Origin of the sequence: Ferrimonas pelagia, assembly GCF_039543565.1 — a bacterium.
In the GTDB taxonomy this organism is placed as follows: Bacteria; Pseudomonadota; Gammaproteobacteria; order Enterobacterales; family Shewanellaceae; genus Ferrimonas; species Ferrimonas pelagia.
The window spans coordinates 1-18,961 of sequence record NZ_BAABJZ010000022.1 but is presented as its reverse complement, the minus strand read 5'-3'; the positions used below and the strand labels follow the sequence as shown (position 1 = coordinate 18,961).

Here is an 18,961-nt window from a genome sequence, read left to right as displayed (position 1 = left end):
CATTTGCCGTTTGGCTTTGGAAGTGCGGAATTAGACGCTATTTGACTGATCCGAGACGGTTCGAACCGTCATTTTTATCTTTTTAAGGTCGCAGACCATCATCGGTGATTGCCAGGGTAGGGAATCGATAAGGTTGCTCATATTCTTTTCGATAATTTTGTTCACGAATTGATGCTTGTCGTGCATATATAGCGCATTTTGTAACTGCAGAGAGCACCCCCTGGCATAGGAGCTAAAGAGTTGGTGGTGTTCAACGGCGCAACCGGCAAGCTTCTTTTCATCGATCGCCTGCTGAAATAATGCCAAGGCGGCTTGTGATAATCGAGCAAAGCACTGCGCTAACTGCTGTTGACGCAGTGGGGTTAGCGCCTTCCAGATGGCAGGATTGGATAATAAGAAATGGCAGCCTGAGATGTCCTTGGAAAAGTAGTCTGGATAGATCATGGAAAGGCCGTAGCTAAACACCTTCTCTTTCAGGTTTAACTGAGTCTGGGTTATGTGCAGCAAACGCGTGTGATGGCCGTTAAGGTGGTCTACCAATATTCTTGCGAGCAAATCCTCTTTGCTACAGAAAAGCAGGCGTAGGGTGCTGGTGCTGATCTTCGCCTCATTGGCAATATCCTTAAATTGGAAAGACAGTAATCCATCTTCGGCAATAATCTTACGAGCCGCTTTGACTATCTCGAGTTCCGTCTTGTTCCTTTTTATTGCCACTGCCACGTCCAGTTATAATTGTCATGTCGTCACAATATATCGAATCAATAAACTTGTCTTGCGCTTATCAGCAACAAATGAAAGGGCAGCACGTTTGTGCTGCCCTTTTATAATGTCTTATCGATTATTCACTAAACATCTTATTGGGTTCAACGATGATGGAACGATAGTGCGGCGTATGTGGTTTGGTGTTAAATACATCGATCTCGACTTTTACTTCCTTGGTTTTGTAGTCGATCTCGTTGATCTTACCCCGAGTGCCTTGACCCGGCATGAAGATCTCAATGGAGCCACCAAAGCCAAACATGGTATCGGTTTCGGGGCGGTACTCGGTCACGGAAGTGATCGGACTGTACCACTCGTAGCCGCGGTCTTTGCCGTATTCCCAAACTTGCTCAACGGTGCCCTTCTTCTCATTGACCTTGTACTCAACGAAGCGGGTGTACTTCATGTTGGGCATGGCGGGTTGTTCCATGTGGCGACCGTCGCCATTATCCAAGACGGTAATGGTGCCTTTGGGGGTGATCCAAGCGGTGTGCTGAGTCCAGGTAAAGTCGAAGTTGTCTTCGCACTGCCCGTTTTCGGTACACTTGATCTTCTTGCCTTTGCTGTTGACCGGCTGTAGAACCTTGCTGGCAAGCTCGTCATTCCAGCCAGCACGGGCGGCGATGATCCAGGTTACTTCCTTATTACGACCGATCTTAATGACGGCGGATTGGTGACGCGAGCTGAGGATGATGCTGTCGTCTTTCTCGTCATAGGCAATCGAGTTAACGTGAGCCCAGTTACGACCGGTACCAACGCCGGCGATGTCACCATAAGGGGCGTCAGGCTCGACCTTGACGGTTTGTCCTTCCTGCTCGGCATCGACGTTCATGCATACGGCGCCGGCATCGAGGCTGATCAAGACGTTATCGCGCATCGGATCCAGAATGGTGTTGAGATCCCAGACGTCAACCAGTTGGCCTTTGGGATCGATCTGCAGGATATGGTCTCGCACCGTGTGAACGATGGTGCCATCCGGGCGCAGATAGTTGCGTTTCGCGGCACGAACCAACACATCACCATTAGGCATCTCGACCGCTTCGTGGCTGGCATCTTGATAACCACGAGGCAGCCTTTCGTCGCGGGCCATGCGGCCAGTCAGATCCATCTCAAACAGTTTTTGACCCTGCACAAAGGTGTAGCTGCCGCGCTCGGTCGGACGGATCCCCATCAGCGCGCCGCGCTTGTCGATATCGCGGCCGTCAACGTCGTACATCGCAGCTTGGTCCAGCCACCAGCGGTATTCACCCTGAGTATCGATGATGTAGGTATTGGGGGCCAAATCGAAGTTGGCGGCACCGGTATTGTCACGCCATGCGAGGTCGGAACCATTGGGGTTATAGGAGAACGAGTTGACCATGTAGAGGCGATCTTCAAAGCCAGGCGCAACGGTTTTTACGTCCACGGTCTGAAGGTTGCTCAGGCTGCGGTTGTCGATGGCAATATCGCTGATCGCCGGCGTTTGAATGGTGTAGGTTTCGCGGGTTGCCTTGCCATCAAGCTTATAGCTGACTTCGACGGTATTGCGGAAGTCGGCATACATGCCCACCACAGGAATGCCATCATGGGTTAACAGCGACTTGGGTCCGACGTCGTAGCTAATGTCCAAGCCTTTACGGCCTTTGCCTTTCACCGTCACCTTGACGTCGGAGACGTTTTTATTGGCGGTTTCGATCACGGCCGACAGTGGCGCGTTGCCGTAAGGATTGTGGACGATACGGCCCAGATCACCAGCGGCAGGCGCCGGTGGGAATGAGGCCGCTGAGAGCATCAGTGGCGTTGATATCGCCAGAGCAAGAACCGAGAGCTTTAAACCTTTCATGTACTTTCCTTAGTATTCCAATGTAAATGTTTGGTCAGCGAAATCAGTTTTTCATACAGGGCTTGGCAATAGTGTGAGGCGTCGCGGGATCCACTTGGACCGTCTTCAGCGATGCCGTTAACGTAGTGCGAGTCACAAAAGTTGCGTCGATTTTTTTGTTTTTAAGGACTTAACAGAATGGAATACGTGATCGAGGGCGCGAACTTGATTGTGTAGAAAATATCGATTGAACCCTATTTGCTTTCGAGGAAATCGAGCTTCACGGCCAAGATTAATTTCGAGAACGAGCGCACTGGTTTCAGTGAGCGAGCGCTTTTAACTTCCTTGTGAGCTCTGTGAGATTTCTCTGCGTCAGTTCTAAGATGCATAGATTGTGACAGACGTAAGAGCGTGGTTTTGCGGTGCCCTGAGCGACGAGGGCCAAAATAAGTAGCCCCGCAGTGTAGTGCTGACCATTGTCGTTATTTGTGAGCTTATTTTTGCTCAGTGAGCGGAGGCGCTGAGCTGGAGTGACCGGTTCTTAGCCATTTTAACGTTGGGGGGGCTTTTATGAAGATAGAGCCGTGGGTTTAATTCGTCTTGTGGTGATTAGGATTAAGTCGTTACAGGCAATAGCCTTGAATGGCGTTCGCGCTCGGTGGTCAGGATCCCTTTGCCTGATTAACAGGTTAAGCGAGGAAAAAACCGATGGCGGCAATTGAATTTGTGATCTTGATCAACTTTCGTAAGGCAACTAGTGTTTGCGGTGTAGGCTGAATTTTAAACAGTGGCCATGGTGAAACGGTTTTCACCAGCGAATGAGGGATTACTATGAAAAACGTTTTATCTGTTGCTGCAATGATTGTTACTGGTTTTAGTGCCGTTGTATCGGCCTCTGAAGCTTCAACTGTCGCGCTTGGTGCTGGGATTGAGGTGGTCAGTGTCAATGCGTCTGATGCGCTGATGATGGGTGGTAAACTGCTGGTTGGCTCTGGGAGCGAGATGGTTGCTATCGTCGATACCAATAAAGACCATCAGATCCCAAGTTACTATCTGCTTGAGACGCAGGCAGGCCAGTCTTATCGGTTGGAGCTCAGCGGCCGAGACACTGTCACACTGGTCAATACGAAAGGGGGAGCGACTCAGGTGGTTCAGCCAGAGATATATCCTGCCGGCGCGCCGACACGTTGGAGTTATTAAGGCGAGCAATGTCCGATGGCGAGAGCGGTTGCCCTTCGGGCATTCTACGAGCCTTAACAAAAACACCCTGCACTGTGCAGGGTGTTTTGATTTATGCGTCTGTAAAACTTTGGTCAGCCGATTCTTGCTGTGCTTAACAAAGTGACAATTTGAGACTCAGAATCGGTAGGCGAAGTTCAGCTCCAGGGGGGATGCATCGCCGTAACCGCCCCAGTTGCGGAACTTATGCCATTGCAGCTTGCCGGTCAGCTTGGGTGTGATCTGGTAAGTGGCGGCAATAAAGCTGTTGAAGCCATCTTTTGAACCCCAAGCCATGAGTCGATAATCGTCATCGTGTGCAAAGCGATAAGCGAATCGGCCGATCACATTTATCCGCTCGTTAACCCGGTAGGTGGCTAACAACGCACTGGAGCCCCCGGAGATCCCCTCGAAATCGAGGTTTTTGCCTCTGTTGTGGCCAATGGTGTACTCAACACCGGCATTGGCGCGAAGGAACCAAGAGCCTACGCGTTTGCCATAAGCTAAACCCAGTGCATTGTTCATTTCACCGACGGCGTCATTCAGAATGCCGAACTGTCCCCACCATACCTGAACGCCTGGTATCCCGGTGTTGTAGAACAGATCGAAGTTGGTTTTGTAGCTGTTGACCTGACCGGCAGGATGGCCGCTTTTGGCGTCCTCATTCAAACCAAAGGGGTTTTCCATCCGTGCCCAGCCGCCAATGCTGCCCCAGTCATAGCGGGAGTTGTGGTTAAAACCGAGGATCGCAGCGTGGCCCAGTCGCGGCAGTTTCGCAACGTTGCCTGAGCCGGTCTGATACAGGTAGCCGACTTGCAGTGCGGTAGAGCTGGCCTTTACCTCTGCGCACACCTGTGCACTTGGCACCAGCATCAAAGCCGATGCAATGAGTAATCCTTTTTTCATCATCATTATTCCCTGTCAGTCATCGATTTAGGCTATATCCGTGCTGTTTGGTCAATTTGCACCGATTAAGCAGCGTGGCTGCGACATATGCCGAATCAACTGCTTTTTATTAAGAAAGATTTCTAATCCGGCTGGCTTGCACTTCTTATATTTGCTTCGTTTTGGCAGTGTGCAAACAAGCCTTGAAGTGATATTAAACCGAACAGGATAAGTGGAAGTGAGACATGCGTGGCACTTCTGTTGGCTGTGAGAAGAGGTGGAGTGGTGCGTGATGGAGCTCCCTTGGTCCTTGTGTTGAGATGCAAAAGCTTCAGTTTGTGGCTTTGGTTTGTTTTCCCCACCTCACATAATTGATCTTTCTGTATATGGTTTAAATCATGCCGTGAGAATTTCTCGAGAAGTCATCGAGTGTTTTTATGGGCTGTTATTCTGTTTTGTTAAATTAACTCTTACCTATTAATTTGGATTGGTAAAACAGTTTTTTTGATTTTTGTTGTTTTAAGATTGGCGCCATCTCTCCAGCTTTTTTTGAGCTGTTTATAATATCGCGAGGGAAAATGTTGATGTGGGAAGGAGGGATGGACAATGAGTCGTGAAGAATAACACGCCAGGTACGTTCATCGTCGTTCGTCATCCGGCTATGCGACTGTCTGAACTCGCCGCTTAGTGCTTCGTCTGCGTTGGCATTAGAGGGCATTCGAGGGGACGTGAAAAAAGGGACTGTTGGCTGATGCCAACAGTCCCTCGAGCCTTAACAGAATGGCTTATTTGATCATGTCATCAATCACAATGACCTGCGCCCGATAGCCGGAGGCAAACATCGCATGGCTATTAATGTCGATGCGAACGGCCGGCTCTTGCTCGCCGTAGCGGTGCTCAGTAAGAATGGATTTTACCTTACCTGTGGTCTCGTCCATTTTCAGGTTGCCATAGCCGCCACCAATGCCGAACAGGCCAGCGGAAGCAAAGTAGCTCAGCATGGAGTTTTTGTCGGCTTGGTACTTGGTGATGGAGGTCACCGGCGCATAGCCTTCGTAACCCAGCTCTTTACCGTATTCCCATACTTGTTGGACGGTCATCTTCTTCGGATTGACCTTGTATTCCACCGAGCGGGAATACTTGTCGGTTGGGAAGGTTGGCTGCTCGAGGTGACGACCATCGCCGTTATCAAACACGCTGAAGGTGCCTTTCTCATGGACTTTATACGCGGTGTGCTGAGTCCAAGTGAAATCGAAGTCGGTGTTGTTACACTTGCCGTTCTCGTCGCAGTCCAGTTTGCGGCCACGCTTGTCAACCGGGGTCAGTACCTTGTCGGCCAATTCACCTTTCCAGCCTTTCTTAGCGGACAGGATCCACTTCACCTCTTTGTCACGGCCGATCTTGATAACCGCGGACTGGTGACGGGAGCTGATAATGATGGAGTCGTCTTCCGGATCCCAATCAACGGAGTTGACGTGGGCCCAGTTACGGCCGGTTTCGACGCCGTGAATATCACCGCGGCCGAAGCTGGCTAAGTCTTCAGCCGTTGCTTGATGACCGGCTTGGTCGACATCAATGTTGAGGCAAACGGCGCCAGCGTCCAATGACAGCAGGGCGGCATCACGCAGTGGGTCAAGGATCTCATTCAGATCCCAGTAATCCACCAGGGTGCCGTTCATGTCGACTTCCAGAATGTGGTCGCGCACTGTGTTGACCAAGGTGCCGTCTGCCAGCGGGTAGTTCTTACGTGCCGCACGGATGAGTACGTTGCCGTTGCGGATCTGGATCCCTTCGTGCGATGCATCGCTGAAGTCGCCCGGCAGGCTGTGCTCGCCGATCATCCGGCCCATGATGTTCATGTGCTTCCAGCCTTGGCCTTGCACCCAAATCATGTTGCCTTTGTCGGTGACGTTCATGCCCATGGCATAACCGGCGTTTTCGTAATCCTTGGAGTCGTGCGTGGTGTAAGGATTCATATACCAACGAATGTCACCGGCGGTATCGATGATGAAGAATCCGGGTACCCCATCCCAAGAGAAGGCGCCGTGGCCATCTGGGGTGTTGTGAGTTAATACGCCAACTTTACCGTCTGACTTGGTCCAGTTAACGAAATAGAGTCGGTCTTTAAAGTCTGGGTCGACTTTTTTGACATCAATGGTGGGGTGGTGCGCCCATTGGCCCTGAGAGTAGCCCATGTCCACCTGTGGCGTCATCATCTTGTAGTCATGCGAGTGGGATTTCCCGTCCGCGTCCTTCCAATCGATGGTGAAGGTGTTGTGATAGTCAGGGTACAGGCCGAAGATGGGGATCCCGCCTTCGCTTTGCATGGTGGTATGGCTGACGTCATAAGAGATGGGCACACCGCCGGGCTTGGCGTGTACCGTCACTTTGGCGGAAGCCACCTGACTCTTGACGGCTTTGGGCCCGAGGGTAACCAACGCGGTGAGTGGGGCATTCTCATGTGGATTGTGCACGATGTGACCAAAAGGCGTGCCAGGCATGGGCTTGGGCTTCATCCCGTCCATTGCGGCGGTCGCGCCAAAGCTGGCGACCATAAGCGCGGTGACTATCGCGGTTTTTTTCATCATTATCATCATCCTTGTTGCGCTGCTTAATGCGGCATCCAGTTACCCACATCAGCAACATGGTTTGCTTGTAGGGTGATCCCTACGTGGTGTTGACGGTGTCATTATTGGGTGTTTCTTTGTTAATGGGTGTGATGTGGGTGTGGTCATCGTGATAGGAATTTTATCTTTTCTTGTTTGATTTGTTTGTGTGAGCTTGGACAGAAATTCGCCTCAGTGGGGAGGGGAGCGTCGATAATTTGTAAGGCAATTGAAATATGGGAGGCTGTGTGTCCGCTGCAGGGAATTGAGCCAGAGTCACACGGGGGGGTCTTGATGTTACACGTTGAAAATTGTGCCTAGGTCGATGGTAAAAGCCGGAGAGTTGGTATGTTCTAGCCGCCTTCTCAAGCGGCATAGACTCCCCTATTGGGAGTGCGATTATCCGACCGATTCGTCACAAAATAGGGTTTGGTGAAGCTCTGTGAAGTGGCGTTCAAGCAATAACTCAACGGGTGTTTCTACCACATCAGGGCTCCAGGAAAGTTGTGCCATCTGGTTGGCGATGTTGTCGTGTAAACCGGATAAATTGAATGACTCTTCTTCCTGCATGAAGTAGTTGTTCATCAGGGATATTGCTCCACGCTGAGCCATAACGATGCGTTTTTGTACGTTGAACGCACTTTCGATATCCGATATCAGTTCGCCAGAAGTGACCGCTTGCTGCCAGGCAGCATTCAGTAAGCTGCTGTTTCGTCTTAAAGTCGCGCGTAACGTTTGGATTTTGTCGCCATTGGCTTGGTGAACCAACGAGTTATGGTTGGCGATGAAGTTAATCCAGATGGTGGTGTTTTGATTGGTAACACTCCAGCAGGGCTCGATGAGGTAAGCCAGTAAAAGTCGGGAGCGCAGAGAGACTTCTTGTAGCTCCAGCGCTTGCTCAACCAGTGTGTTGGCGTGCTTCATGTTCAGGGTAAAGAGCTCTACTAGTAAGTCTTCTTTACTGGAGAATATTTTATAGAGGGTGGTGTTTGAGCATCCTGCTTGCTTAGCGAGATCGGAAAATCGAAACCCGATGGCGCCGTGCTGAGTTAAGGCTGCGGCAGCTAAATCCAGTATTTTCTCTTTTTTTTCTTCCAAGGTTGATGCTTTGCTCATTTGTAGATCTGATCCCCTTGTGAACTGGATTTGAGGAGTTTTGTTAAGGCCTGACTGTCTGTTTGGCTTATTTGATTGGGCGTTGAACCTGCATTGTTAGCTAATGAGTCAGTCCGTTTTGTTTACCGTTAACGTGTCACGCTTTGCTTTAGGCGTAAGGTAGCGAGGTGAAAAGAATAAGAAAAGGGTGTGCGAAATAGCGTGAGTTTTTGGTCACAGCAATGCTCGTTACAAGAGAGAGTGTTTCGAGCGCCGCTCAAGCTGGTGATAAAAAAATGGAGCCGTTAGCGGCTCCATTTGGCTTGCAGGGAATAACTAAATAATGCCTCTGAGTCAGCGCAGTGGCTTTCTAAGAGCTTGTTGCTGTTTAGGCGTTGACCGTTTTCGATTTGGCAAAGCCTGCGGCCCAACCGCCGGTGACGATCCCGAGCACAGCGATCTTGATGCTGTAGGTGAAGACCAGCCAATGGCCCATGGTGCCGCCAAGGAAGCTCCAGTCATCTTCGCCACACACACCGGTGATGGCGAACATGCCAGGCCACCATTCGTGCAGAGCTAGACCAAACGGGTAGGCAGGCTCAGTGGCACAGGCGTTGGCACCGCCACCGGCAGCGAAGAAGTCCATGCCGGAATCCAGCGCGTCCATGGTGTGGTGACTGGCGATGTAGTCCAGTGAATGGTTAAGGCCGTAGAATATCGCCCACCAGGCGAAGGCCAGACCGGCGATCTTCACCACCAGGTTGCGTGGGGCTGCGGCCAAAGCGATGCCCGCGATGATGATGCAGATCTGGCTGAGGCGGATGTAGACGCACTTCTCGCAGGGATCCATCGCTAGCCAGCCTTGAAAGTACAAGGTGGAGCAGAGCATCAGGAAGCCAGACGCACCGGCCATCACCAGCCAGACGGGGCTTTGGTTACCCCAGCGGTGCAGAGTCGGCACCGGCTCGGCCTTGACGTTGGCCCAAAGGGATTTAAGCAGTTCCATGGGGATTATCCTTATTCGGCCAGCAGTTGGGCGACCATCTCATCGAGCATGGTCATGGAGCGGATCTGAGCAGTGTTGATCAGGTATTTACCGCCAACAACAATGGCCGGGATCCCTTGGATCTTGGCCACTTCAACGCCTTGGTCCCAGTAGGCCAGCAGATCGGTCACAGCTTGAGTCTTAACGTGCTTGTCAAAGTCAGCTTTTTTGATCTTGGCGGCTTTGAGGCCGAAGGCGATCGCTTCAGCACCGTCGCTGAAACGCTTTTTATCGTCGTGGAAGTGCTTGTAGTAAGCCATCTTGGCGGCTTTGTAGCCTTTATCGTTACCCATCACATTGGCGACGGCCAAAACCTGTGACTTTTCGACGCCCAGTGGGGTTTTGGTGGTGATGTGTAGGCCTTCGTAGCTGGCACCTTTAGGCAGGTTTTTCTCCATGTTGGGGATCACTGCGGTTTCGTACTTGTAGCAGAAGGGGCAGTTGACGGAGTACACCTTGGTGACTTCGCTGTTGGCGGTGAATTGGGCTTCCGGCTTCAGCACTTGATAATGTGTGCCCTCTTTGTAGGTGGCGGCTTGGCCACCAAAGGCGATGGCCAGAGTAAACAGGGCGGTCAGGGTCTTTTTCATGGGCTTTCTCTGTTTTTGGTATTGATGGAAATTTGGCCTGGGTTTCCCCTGGCAGGGTTTCAGAGCTAAAGCCCTGGTTTTGCAGGGAGCAGCCTGCGAACGTTGAGAGGCTCACGTTTTGCACGGTCATGATGGTTAATACACCGCTGAATACGCTCCCATTTCTTTGTTTTTCAGTTGCATGATTGGTTTTTTTGTTTCTCGTGTGTGTGACGGTGACCTCGTTGTTGCGACAAGGAATTTACCTTTTCGCAGTTGGCAAATTTGTGTGAATCGGGCGGTGAAGTCGCCTCAGGGCGGCCTTGGCCAAAGGCGTGCCTTCATGTTCATCGTGATAAAGGTTGGCCGGGATTGCCCCCGGCCGGGTGATCAGAGCCGAAGCCCTGATCTTGCAGGGATCATTCTGCAAACGGCGGGGTGATCACCGTGGCGCGGTAGCCTGGCGCACCAGGGGCGCTGCCATGAACCCAAACCTCAACCGCTGGCTCGGACTCACCGTGTGGGATCTCGACGATCTTGCCGACGGTTTTGCCGGCGTACAGCCCGGTGGACATGGAGGCGATCAGATTGGAGTCTTTATCGGCCTTGTACTCGGTCAGAGAGGTTACGGGGGAGTAGAACTCATAGCCGCGCTCCTTGCCATACTGCCAGGTTTGCTGGACGGTCATCTTCTTCTGATCGATCTTGTACTCTACGCCGCGGGTGTACTTGTCTTCCGGCATGGCGGGCTGCTCATTGAAGCGGCCATCACCGTTGTCCAGCACGAACAGGTTGAAGTGACGTTTGCCTGAGTCTTTACCGATGTAGGCGGTGTGTTGGGTCCAGGTGAAGTCAAACTCATCCGGATTCGGGCACTTACCCGCTTCGGTACAGTCGATCTTGCGACCTTTGCTGTCCACCGGCTGCAGCACTTTCTTGGCGAGATCGCCCTTCCAGCCGCCGCGAGCGGAGAGGATCCACTTCACTTCGTTGTCCTTACCGATCTTGATGTTGGCGGACTGGTGACGGGAAGAGATGATGATGGAGTCATCGTTCTCGTCGTAGACAACCGAGTTGACGTGTACCCAGTTGCGGCCGGTTCCGACGCCAGGAACATCACCATAGGGGGCAGATTTAAGCTGTTCCAGATCGGCGGTTTGGTTGGCTTTATCAGAATCCACGTTCAAGCACACGGCGCCCATATCCAGACCCAGTAGGGTGATGTCGCGGTACGGGTCGAGGATGGTGTTCAAATCCCACTCGTGCAGGACTTTGCCTTGAGGATCCACTTCGATGATGTGATCGCGCACCGTGGTGACCAGATCGCCCATGTCATTGAGGTAGTCTTTCTTGGCGACGCGGATGATCATATTGCCATTGGGCCGATGAGCGATATCGTGGGAGAAATCGGCGTAGTTGCCTGGCAGTGGCTTGGACCAGACGTGCTGACCCATCAGGCTCATGCGGTGGTAGGCTTGGCCTGCGCCCCATACCAGATCTTTGCCGACCTGTTTGACCCCCATAACGTAACCGGTTTTGCGGTAGTGCTCGGCATCACGGAATTTCTGATAGTCCATATACCAGCGCAGATCGCCATTGGTATCGACGATCATCATGGTGGGGGAGCGATCCCACAGGGCTGCGCCGGGGGCCTGTGGGTTGTTGTGTGACACCATGGAGCGCTGGGCACCATCACCGAAGCCGTCGACCAGATAGAGACGATCTTCAAATCCCTCTTTGGCTACCATCTTGGCTTCGCCTTGTGGGTAGTCGGCCCAAGAGTTGGCTTGCGGCACAAAGGTGACGCCACCGGTGCGCATTTTGTAGGTGTGGCTGTGCTGCTCGTTGTTTTCGGTCCAGCTCACCACGACTTGGTTGGTGTGTTGCGGGTAGAGACCGAATACAGGAATACCGGCGTGATCCAGCAGCTCGTTGGCGGAGACGTCATAGCCGATATCGACCCCTTTTGCGCCTTTGCCTTTAACCAAAACGCTGACATCTTTGATGCCACTGCGCCAGCTGGGAATATCGATCACCGCAGTCAGCGGCGTCAGGCCATATTTGTTCATATGGACGGCGCCAATGACGTCGCTCTGTTTGGAATACACCGCCATACCGCGGGTAGATTTTAGTGAACTACCGACCTTGGCGGCGAGTACATCGGGGCTAAAGGCGAAGACTGCCAAGGTGGATAGGGCCACGAGGGATAGTTTTCTCATCATCATCTCCATGTTGCTGTTAGGCATTATTGTTGGCTTGCCTCTTAGCTTATGGGTCTGAGATCAGGAGAAATGGGATCTTGGATTTGAAAGTCTGACCGGATCCATTGATGGCGACGTGGTGAGCGCACCGTTCAGTTTCGTTGCTTTTTCGATAAAGTTTTTTATCGAGCAGGTTGAGTTTCTGTGGTGCTGGGCTTGAACGCCATGGACTTTTCTGCAAGTCGCGCTGGGATTGTTGAGAATCCCATGAGCAAACGGCGAGAATTTCTCGAGTTGGTGTTTACCTTGGAGTACGGCATGAAGAAAACACGGGATACGGTCAGGCGAAATTTGTTGCAGGCAGCCAAACGGGTGATTGTGCAGCAAGGGGTGATCGGCTTTCGGTTTTGTGATGTTGCCAAGGAGAGCCAGGTATCCATGGGCTCGCTCTATTCCCACTTCTCTTGCAAAGAGAGCCTGTTGGTTTCGCTCTACATCGAGCGGGTTATGAGGCTGATTGAGGTGCGCCGCCAGATCGCTCAATGCCAGCTTTCCCCTTATGAGAAATTGATCGCCGTGAACCTCCTGTCGGTGATGGCCAGCTTGCATCACCAAAAAGCCGATGGCCTTAACTTTCTGCTGGCCAATCCCAGTGTTTGGGAGCAGGCGGAGCCGAGCCTGAAACTTCAAATGGAAGGGGGTTACGGGGCAATGACCGAGCAAACTCGTGATCTTTGGGATCAAGCGGTCGCAAGTGGAAGTTTGTTGTCGGAGCCTAGCGCGATCGCCATGAGCCGCCATCAGCTGTTGTGTTACCAACGCGGCTGCGTGATGCAGTTACAAAACCCCATGGTCAACAAAAGCCGGGAAAAACCGGATCTGTCCTTATGTTTGGACACCATGGTGGCGATCTTGAGTACATTAGCTTGGGCTGAAGGCGCGGACCGGCTTGACCGCACCCAACTGCTGTCAGTATGCCGTACCTTGGTGGATCAGCACGAGGTTGCGTTGATCTGATTGATACGCAGTATGAGTTGAATAAGCTCTCCCACTGCACAGAGGCGACACAGCATATTTCTATAACAAAGCCAGCACTCAGTGCTGGCTTTGTGGTTTCAGCCCGTCGGCTTAGTGGAGCAGGCGAGCCTATGCCTTGCGATTAGAACTTGGTGATAAAGCCCAAGTTGAAGTTACTGTCGCTGGTGTAGATAGTGGTGGCATTCGGGCCCCACCCTTCCACCTTACTGAGGCGGTCAGAGTAGTGTGCCCCTTCGACGAACAGGCTGAAGTTCTCGCTCACTGGGTAGTGGGCACTGGCGATGGTCAGATGGTTGTCATCAAGGTCGCCATCCCAGTCCTTAAACTGGTGGCTCAGACGAAACTCTAGGTTGTTGTATTTGTAGATGGCAGAAGCGGCATAAACCGTGCTGTCCACACCGGCGGTGTCAACGTTGGCTTCAACCACGGCGGCCAGCGTCAGTGCATCGCCGCGATGCTGGAATACCCCGCGGTAACCTTTAGCATCGGTGTCCTTCCCCCCCAGCATTTCCCCGCTGATTTGGGCATAGTTGAATCCGGCGTAGATGGCACCCTTATCGTAGTACAGGCCGCCACCGACGATGTCCAGATCTTTACCGGAATGGCAATCAGGGGTCACGGCATTAAATTTCAACTGCAGGCCATTCCATTTCGGAGTGGCGTAGGCAACTGCCTGAGTGCCATAGCGTTGCTGGGAAAACAGGTAGTCGTGGCTGCCGGTGTTTCCGGTGTTGACCTCGTGGATATCAACTTTCGATACGACGTCGGTGTAGGCCGCGATCTGTCCGGCGGCGGAGGCGACAAAGTTACCGTAATCAGTAATGGCGATCACAACCGCTTCGCGCACATCGAGGTCGGAGCCGTAGTGGTTGGCCTCATAGGTACTGTGATGCACTGTGGCGGTGTAAATGAGTTTGGTGTTGCCGAGGAAGTGCATACCATTTAGGCCGAAACGTGAGTCGTAAGAGCCCACCTCGAAGTCTTGGCCACTTTGCCAGCCCGCGTTGATGCCGATCTGACCGGAGAACTTTGGGCCTGGCTTTGGCGCGCCTTGTGGGGCGGCCATGGCTAACGTGGACACACCGCCCAGTGCAACGGCGAGAATACCCAATGTGATTTTATTCTTTTTCATCATCCATTCCTTGCATAAGTAAAAGAGAGAAATTTGCCCAAATCTCGATCTTCAGTCCGCGAGCGCGGCATCGTCACTGAAGACACCCGTCTGAGCTTCCTCTGGTGCTTTGATAGAGCCTGATCCACTCAAGCTCTGTCGAAGTCAGGCGATCAGAGTCCAATCCATCGCAAACGTAATTCTCTATCCGGTACCGCTGTCCAAGCTGGCCTTGATATCGATCGCGCAAGCGTGCGTTTGCATTGTCTCTGTTGCAGCGATAGGGCCTGGTGAGTCAGGCCCTATCTAATTCAGGCGTTCGCGGCTTTGTTGTTGCGGGCGAAGCCTGCGGCCCAGCCGCCGGTGACGACACCGAGCACGGCAATTTTGATGCTGTAGGTGAAGACCAGCCAGTGACCCATGGTGCCGCCGAGGAAGCTCCAGTCGTCTTCGCCACACACACCGGTGATGGCGAACATGCCGGGCCACCACTCGTGCAGCGGCAGGCCAAACGGGTAGCTCGGCTCAGTGGCACAGGCGTTGGCACCGCCACCGGCAGCGAAGAAGTCCATACCGGAGTCCAGCGCGTCCATGGTGTGGTGGCTGGCGATGTAGTCCAGTGAATGGTTGAGGCCGTAGAAAATTGCCCACCAGGCGAAGGCCAGACCGGCGATCTTCACCACCAGGTTGCGCGGGGATGCCGCCAAAGCGATACCCGCGATGATGATGCAGATCTGGCTGAGGCGGATGTAGACACACTTCTCGCAGGGATCCATCGCCAACCAACCTTGGAAGTACAAGGTGGAGCAGAGCATCAGGAAGCCAGATGCACCGGCCATCACCAGCCATACGGGGCTTTGGTTACCCCAGCGGTGCAGGGTCGGCACCGGCTCGGCCTTGACGTTGGTCCAAAGGGATTTAAGCAGTTCCATGGGGATTTTCCTTATTCGGCCAGCAACTGGGCAACCATCTCGTCGAGCATGGTCATAGAGCGGATCTGAGCAGTGTTGATCAGGTATTTACCGCCAACGACAATGGCCGGGATCCCTTGAATTTTGGCGACTTCAACCCCTTGGTCCCAGTAGGCCAGCAGATCGGTCACGGCTTGAGTGCTGACGTGCTTGTTGAAATCGGCTTGTTTGATTTTTGCGGCTTTCAGACCGAATGCGATGGCTTCCTCGCCGTTGTTGAAACGCTTTTTTTCGTCGTGGAAATGCTTGTAGTAGGCCATCTTGGCGGCCTTGTAAGCTTTGTCATTGCCCATCACCTTAGCGACGGCCAGAACTTGTGATTTTTCGACGCCCAGTGGGGTCTTGGTGGTGATGTGCAAGCCTTCGTAGCTGGCACCATCCGGCAGGTTTTTCTCCATATTGGGGATCACTGCGGTTTCGTACTTGTAGCAGAAGGGGCAGTTGACCGAGTACACCTTGGTGACTTCGCTGTTGGCACTGAATTGGGCTTCCGGCTTCAGTACCTGATAGTGCTGACCTTCTTTGTAATCGGCGGCGTAGCCGGCAAAGGCGATGGTCATGGTAAACAGGGCAGTGAGTGTCTTTTTCATCGTGTGCTCGTGCGGTACTCAAATAAATCGAAAACTTAAGGGGTGGCCGGGGACAGAGCCCCCGGCCGGGGTGTCTGAGCAAGCTCAGACGCTGCAGGGCATTAGTCTGCGAATGGTGGGGTGATCACTGTGGTGCGGTAGCCCGGTTGACCCGGTGCCGTGGCGTGTACCCAAATTTCGACGGCTGGCTCGGACTCGCCGTGCGGGATCTCGACGATCTTGGCGACCGATTTGCCACGCAGCAGGCCGGTGGTCATGGAGGCGATCAGGTTGGAGTCCTTATCGGCGTTGTACTGGGTCAGCGAGGTGATCGGGCTATAGAACTCATAGCCGCGATCTTTGCCGTACTGCCAGGTTTGCTGAACGGTCATCTTCTTCTGATCGATCTTGTACTCCACACCTCGGGTGTACTTGTCTTCCGGCATGATGGGCTGCTCGTTGAAGCGACCGTCGCCGTTATCCAGCACAAACAGGTTGAAGTGACGTTTGCCCGAGTCTTTACCTATGTAGGCGGTGTGTTGGGTCCAGGTGAAGTCAAACTCGTCTGGATTGGGGCATTTGCCTTGTTCGGTACAGTCGATCTTACGGCCGCGGCTGTCCACGGGCTGCAGCACCTTCTTGGCCAACTCGCCTTTCCAACCACCGCGCGCGGAGAGGATCCACTTCACTTCGTTGTCCTTGCCGATCTTGATGTTGGCGGACTGGTGACGGGCGGAGATCACGATGGAGTCGTCGTTTTCGTCATAGACCACAGAGTTGACGTGAACCCAGTTACGACCGGTGCCGACCCCAGGAATATCGCCATAGGGGGCATTGGCCAGTGCATCTTCGTCGGCTGTCTGGCCGGCTTTGTCGGTGTCGACGTTAAGGCAGACGGCGCCCATGTCCAGACCCAGCAGGGTGATGTCACGGTAGGGGTCGAGGATGGTGTTGAGATCCCATTCATGGATCACCTTGCCATTTGGGTCCACCTCAATGATGTGATCACGGATAGTGGTGACCAGATCGCCCCGGTCATTGAGGTAGTCCTTCTTGGCAACCCGCAAAATCATGTTGCCGTTGGGTCGGTGATGGATATCGTGGGAAAAGTCGGCGTATTGACCTGGCAGCGGACGGGACCACATATGCTCACCCATGAGGCTCATACGATGGTAGGCCTGGCCTGCGCCCCACACCAGGTCCTTGTCCACCTGCTTAACGCCCATCACCATGCCGGTTTGGCGGTAGTGGTTGGCGTCACGGAATTTTGAGTAGTCCATAAACCAGCGAAGATCACCGTTGGTGTCGAAGATCATCAGAGTGGCTTGAGCATCCCACAGGGCAGCACCTGGCGCCGCTGGGTTGTTGTGAGAGACGATGGACTTCTGGCCAGCATCGCCGAAGCCATCCACCAGATAGAGCCGGTCTTTAAAGCGCTCGTCGGCGACACGTTTGGCCTCGCCCTGAGGGTATGGCGCCCAAGCGTGAGCGGGTGGGGTAAAGTTCACCGGTACGGTGCGCATGCGGTAGGTATGACTGTGCTGCTCGTTGTTCTCGGTCCAGGAAACAACCACTTGGTTGACGTGGTCCGGATACAGGCCAAACACCGGAATGCCGCTGTGATGCAGCAAATCGTTGTTGGACACGTCGTAGTCCAGGTCGACGCCGTTGTCGCCCTTGCCCTTGACGGTGATGCTGACGTCTTTGATGCCGTTACGCCAAGTCGGGATATCGATGACGGCGGTCAAGGGGGCCAGTCCGTACTTGTTCATGTGTACAGCACCGATCACATCCGTTTGCTTGGAGACGACGGCCATGCCACGGGACATATTCAAGTCTATGGCCTGAGCGATGGGGGCGTAGGTTATGACGGCACAGACCGATAAAGCAACAAGCGACAATCTTTTCATATCGTAGTCCTTTGAGTTTTGGTGGAGGTGAAATCCGTTGGAGAAACGATATGGGTTTGGAGAGCCGCATAGTGTGCGCTTGGGTGGGAATACGTCGCTGAGCTTAGCCAGGCGAGTAAAACGGGAGTGTTGTGCAAAAAAAAGGGTGAATACAAAAAAAAAATTCGAGGTCGTGGGCGATAAGCTCACGCAGAGGCCGTGAACAGCATATCTATCTCCCGGTTTGCATTGTGGCACTGAGAATATTTTGAGAAAAAACATTTCAGTTAGCGTCGCTTTAGGGAGAACAGGTGAAAAAAATTCGGGAATCTGTACGGCGAAAGATCGTTTTTGCGGCGAGGCAAGTGATAGCCGAGCAAGGGCTACTTGCTTTTCGATATAGCGACATTGCCAAGCAGGCACAGATCTCGATGGGGACGCTCTATTCGCACTACGCCAATAAAGAAGCGTTAGTGATCTCCATGTTCATTATGCGCTTGGATATATTAGTGGACCTGCAAAGTCGGGTTGCTCAAGCAGCGATGACACCCTATGAAAAACTCATCACCCATTATTTCTGTCCCATCTTTTTTTCACGCCATCACCAGCAACACAATGAGCTGAATTTTCTGTTTTCCAATCCCAGCATTTGGATGCGCGCTGAAGATACGTTACAGCTTAGGCTTAGAGCTGGGTTTGATGCCATGAAAGCAGTTTCTGCGACGAGTTGGTCGCAAGCCTTGGAAGCGGAGCACTTGCTGACTGATGAGGCGGAGATCATGCGACAATCATACACACTGTTGTCGTATCAGCGCGGCACTGTGCTGATGTTTCAAAACCCTATGGCGGCCAATCACCCCAAAATCGAAGAGTGCCTTCAAACCATTGATGGCTTGCTGCGCCAACTGAACTGGCAAGAGGGCACCACGGGGTATGACGTCAAAAAAATTGTCACGTTTTGTCGCACGGCTTTAGATCAATACGACTCATCGCTTATCTAAATAGTTGACCCTAAATATGCTCCATTTGGGTGGGAATTCAGAGCTAACGCGGCCCATTGGCTCAGAGGGATGAGTTCCTAAATAACTGATCCTAATTGTGCTCCAGTTTCTGCAATCCATGACCACCACCCGGGAATGGTGAGGCGTTGTTCATGAAGTACTTCACCCGCCTGATTAGTTGCCACATGTGCTTGCACCGATGA

Annotated in this window: 15 protein-coding genes; 3 read left to right on the top strand and 12 right to left on the bottom strand. The window is 52.8% G+C overall.

Features of this window, described 5'->3' with window-relative positions; translation table 11 throughout:
- Positions 1-30: 30 nt before the first annotated feature.
- The gene (locus tag ABEA08_RS07835) at positions 31-714 is read right to left on the bottom strand and encodes a TetR/AcrR family transcriptional regulator (RefSeq protein ID WP_345334736.1); all 684 of its coding nucleotides are present in this window, start codon (positions 712-714) and stop codon (positions 31-33) included.
- Positions 715-838: 124 nt separating this feature from the next.
- Positions 839-2,581 carry an aryl-sulfate sulfotransferase gene (locus tag ABEA08_RS07830; protein ID WP_345334735.1) on the bottom strand — a complete coding sequence of 581 codons (1,743 nt, stop codon included), beginning with the start codon at positions 2,579-2,581 and terminating at the stop codon, positions 839-841.
- A gap of 810 nt (positions 2,582-3,391) precedes the next feature.
- Here ABEA08_RS07830 and ABEA08_RS07825 point away from each other — a divergent pair.
- Positions 3,392-3,760 carry a hypothetical protein gene (locus ABEA08_RS07825; RefSeq protein WP_345334734.1) on the top strand — a complete coding sequence of 123 codons (369 nt, stop codon included), beginning with the start codon at positions 3,392-3,394 and terminating at the stop codon, positions 3,758-3,760.
- 156 nt (positions 3,761-3,916) lie between these two features.
- Here the strand turns inward: ABEA08_RS07825 and ABEA08_RS07820 are convergent, their stop codons facing one another.
- The 6 genes from ABEA08_RS07820 to ABEA08_RS07795 form a co-directional block, all read right to left on the bottom strand.
- Positions 3,917-4,684, bottom strand: coding sequence for a nucleoside-specific channel-forming Tsx family protein (locus ABEA08_RS07820; protein WP_345334733.1), 768 nt, complete (start codon positions 4,682-4,684; stop codon positions 3,917-3,919).
- Positions 4,685-5,448: 764 nt separating this feature from the next.
- The gene (locus tag ABEA08_RS07815; RefSeq protein WP_345334732.1) at positions 5,449-7,251 is read right to left on the bottom strand and encodes an aryl-sulfate sulfotransferase; all 1,803 of its coding nucleotides are present in this window, start codon (positions 7,249-7,251) and stop codon (positions 5,449-5,451) included.
- A gap of 417 nt (positions 7,252-7,668) precedes the next feature.
- Entirely contained in the window at positions 7,669-8,385 is a 717-nt protein-coding gene (locus ABEA08_RS07810) for a TetR/AcrR family transcriptional regulator (protein ID WP_345334731.1), read from the bottom strand.
- A gap of 367 nt (positions 8,386-8,752) precedes the next feature.
- Positions 8,753-9,370 (bottom strand): disulfide bond formation protein B, encoded by a 618-nt coding sequence (locus ABEA08_RS07805; RefSeq protein WP_345334730.1) that lies wholly within the window; start codon positions 9,368-9,370, stop codon positions 8,753-8,755.
- Positions 9,371-9,381: 11 nt separating this feature from the next.
- Complete coding sequence (locus tag ABEA08_RS07800; RefSeq protein ID WP_345334729.1) at positions 9,382-9,999, bottom strand: thiol:disulfide interchange protein DsbA/DsbL; 618 nt, start codon at positions 9,997-9,999, stop codon at positions 9,382-9,384.
- Between the two features lie 398 nt (positions 10,000-10,397).
- Positions 10,398-12,197: an aryl-sulfate sulfotransferase gene (locus ABEA08_RS07795; protein ID WP_345334728.1), complete on the bottom strand. Its 1,800-nt coding sequence runs from the start codon at positions 12,195-12,197 to the stop codon at positions 10,398-10,400.
- A 249-nt stretch (positions 12,198-12,446) separates the two neighbouring features.
- Between ABEA08_RS07795 and ABEA08_RS07790 the strand changes: the two genes are divergently transcribed.
- Complete coding sequence (locus ABEA08_RS07790; protein ID WP_345334727.1) at positions 12,447-13,196, top strand: TetR/AcrR family transcriptional regulator; 750 nt, start codon at positions 12,447-12,449, stop codon at positions 13,194-13,196.
- A gap of 142 nt (positions 13,197-13,338) precedes the next feature.
- Here ABEA08_RS07790 and ABEA08_RS07785 read toward each other — a convergent pair whose 3' ends face one another.
- The 4 genes from ABEA08_RS07785 to ABEA08_RS07770 all read right to left on the bottom strand — a co-directional run bounded on the left by ABEA08_RS07785 (position 13,339) and on the right by ABEA08_RS07770 (position 17,778).
- Positions 13,339-14,349, bottom strand: coding sequence for a porin (locus tag ABEA08_RS07785; RefSeq protein ID WP_345334726.1), 1,011 nt, complete (start codon positions 14,347-14,349; stop codon positions 13,339-13,341).
- Between the two features lie 290 nt (positions 14,350-14,639).
- A complete protein-coding gene (locus ABEA08_RS07780) occupies positions 14,640-15,260 on the bottom strand; it encodes a disulfide bond formation protein B (protein WP_345334725.1) in 621 nt (206 codons plus the stop codon).
- 11 nt (positions 15,261-15,271) lie between these two features.
- A complete protein-coding gene (locus tag ABEA08_RS07775; protein WP_345334724.1) occupies positions 15,272-15,889 on the bottom strand; it encodes a thiol:disulfide interchange protein DsbA/DsbL in 618 nt (205 codons plus the stop codon).
- 101 nt (positions 15,890-15,990) lie between these two features.
- The gene (locus ABEA08_RS07770) at positions 15,991-17,778 is read right to left on the bottom strand and encodes an aryl-sulfate sulfotransferase (RefSeq protein WP_345334723.1); all 1,788 of its coding nucleotides are present in this window, start codon (positions 17,776-17,778) and stop codon (positions 15,991-15,993) included.
- Positions 17,779-18,068: 290 nt separating this feature from the next.
- On the opposite strand from ABEA08_RS07770, the gene ABEA08_RS07765 reads away from it, so the two are divergent.
- Positions 18,069-18,758, top strand: coding sequence for a TetR/AcrR family transcriptional regulator (locus ABEA08_RS07765; RefSeq protein ID WP_345334722.1), 690 nt, complete (start codon positions 18,069-18,071; stop codon positions 18,756-18,758).
- Positions 18,759-18,961 lie beyond the last annotated feature (203 nt).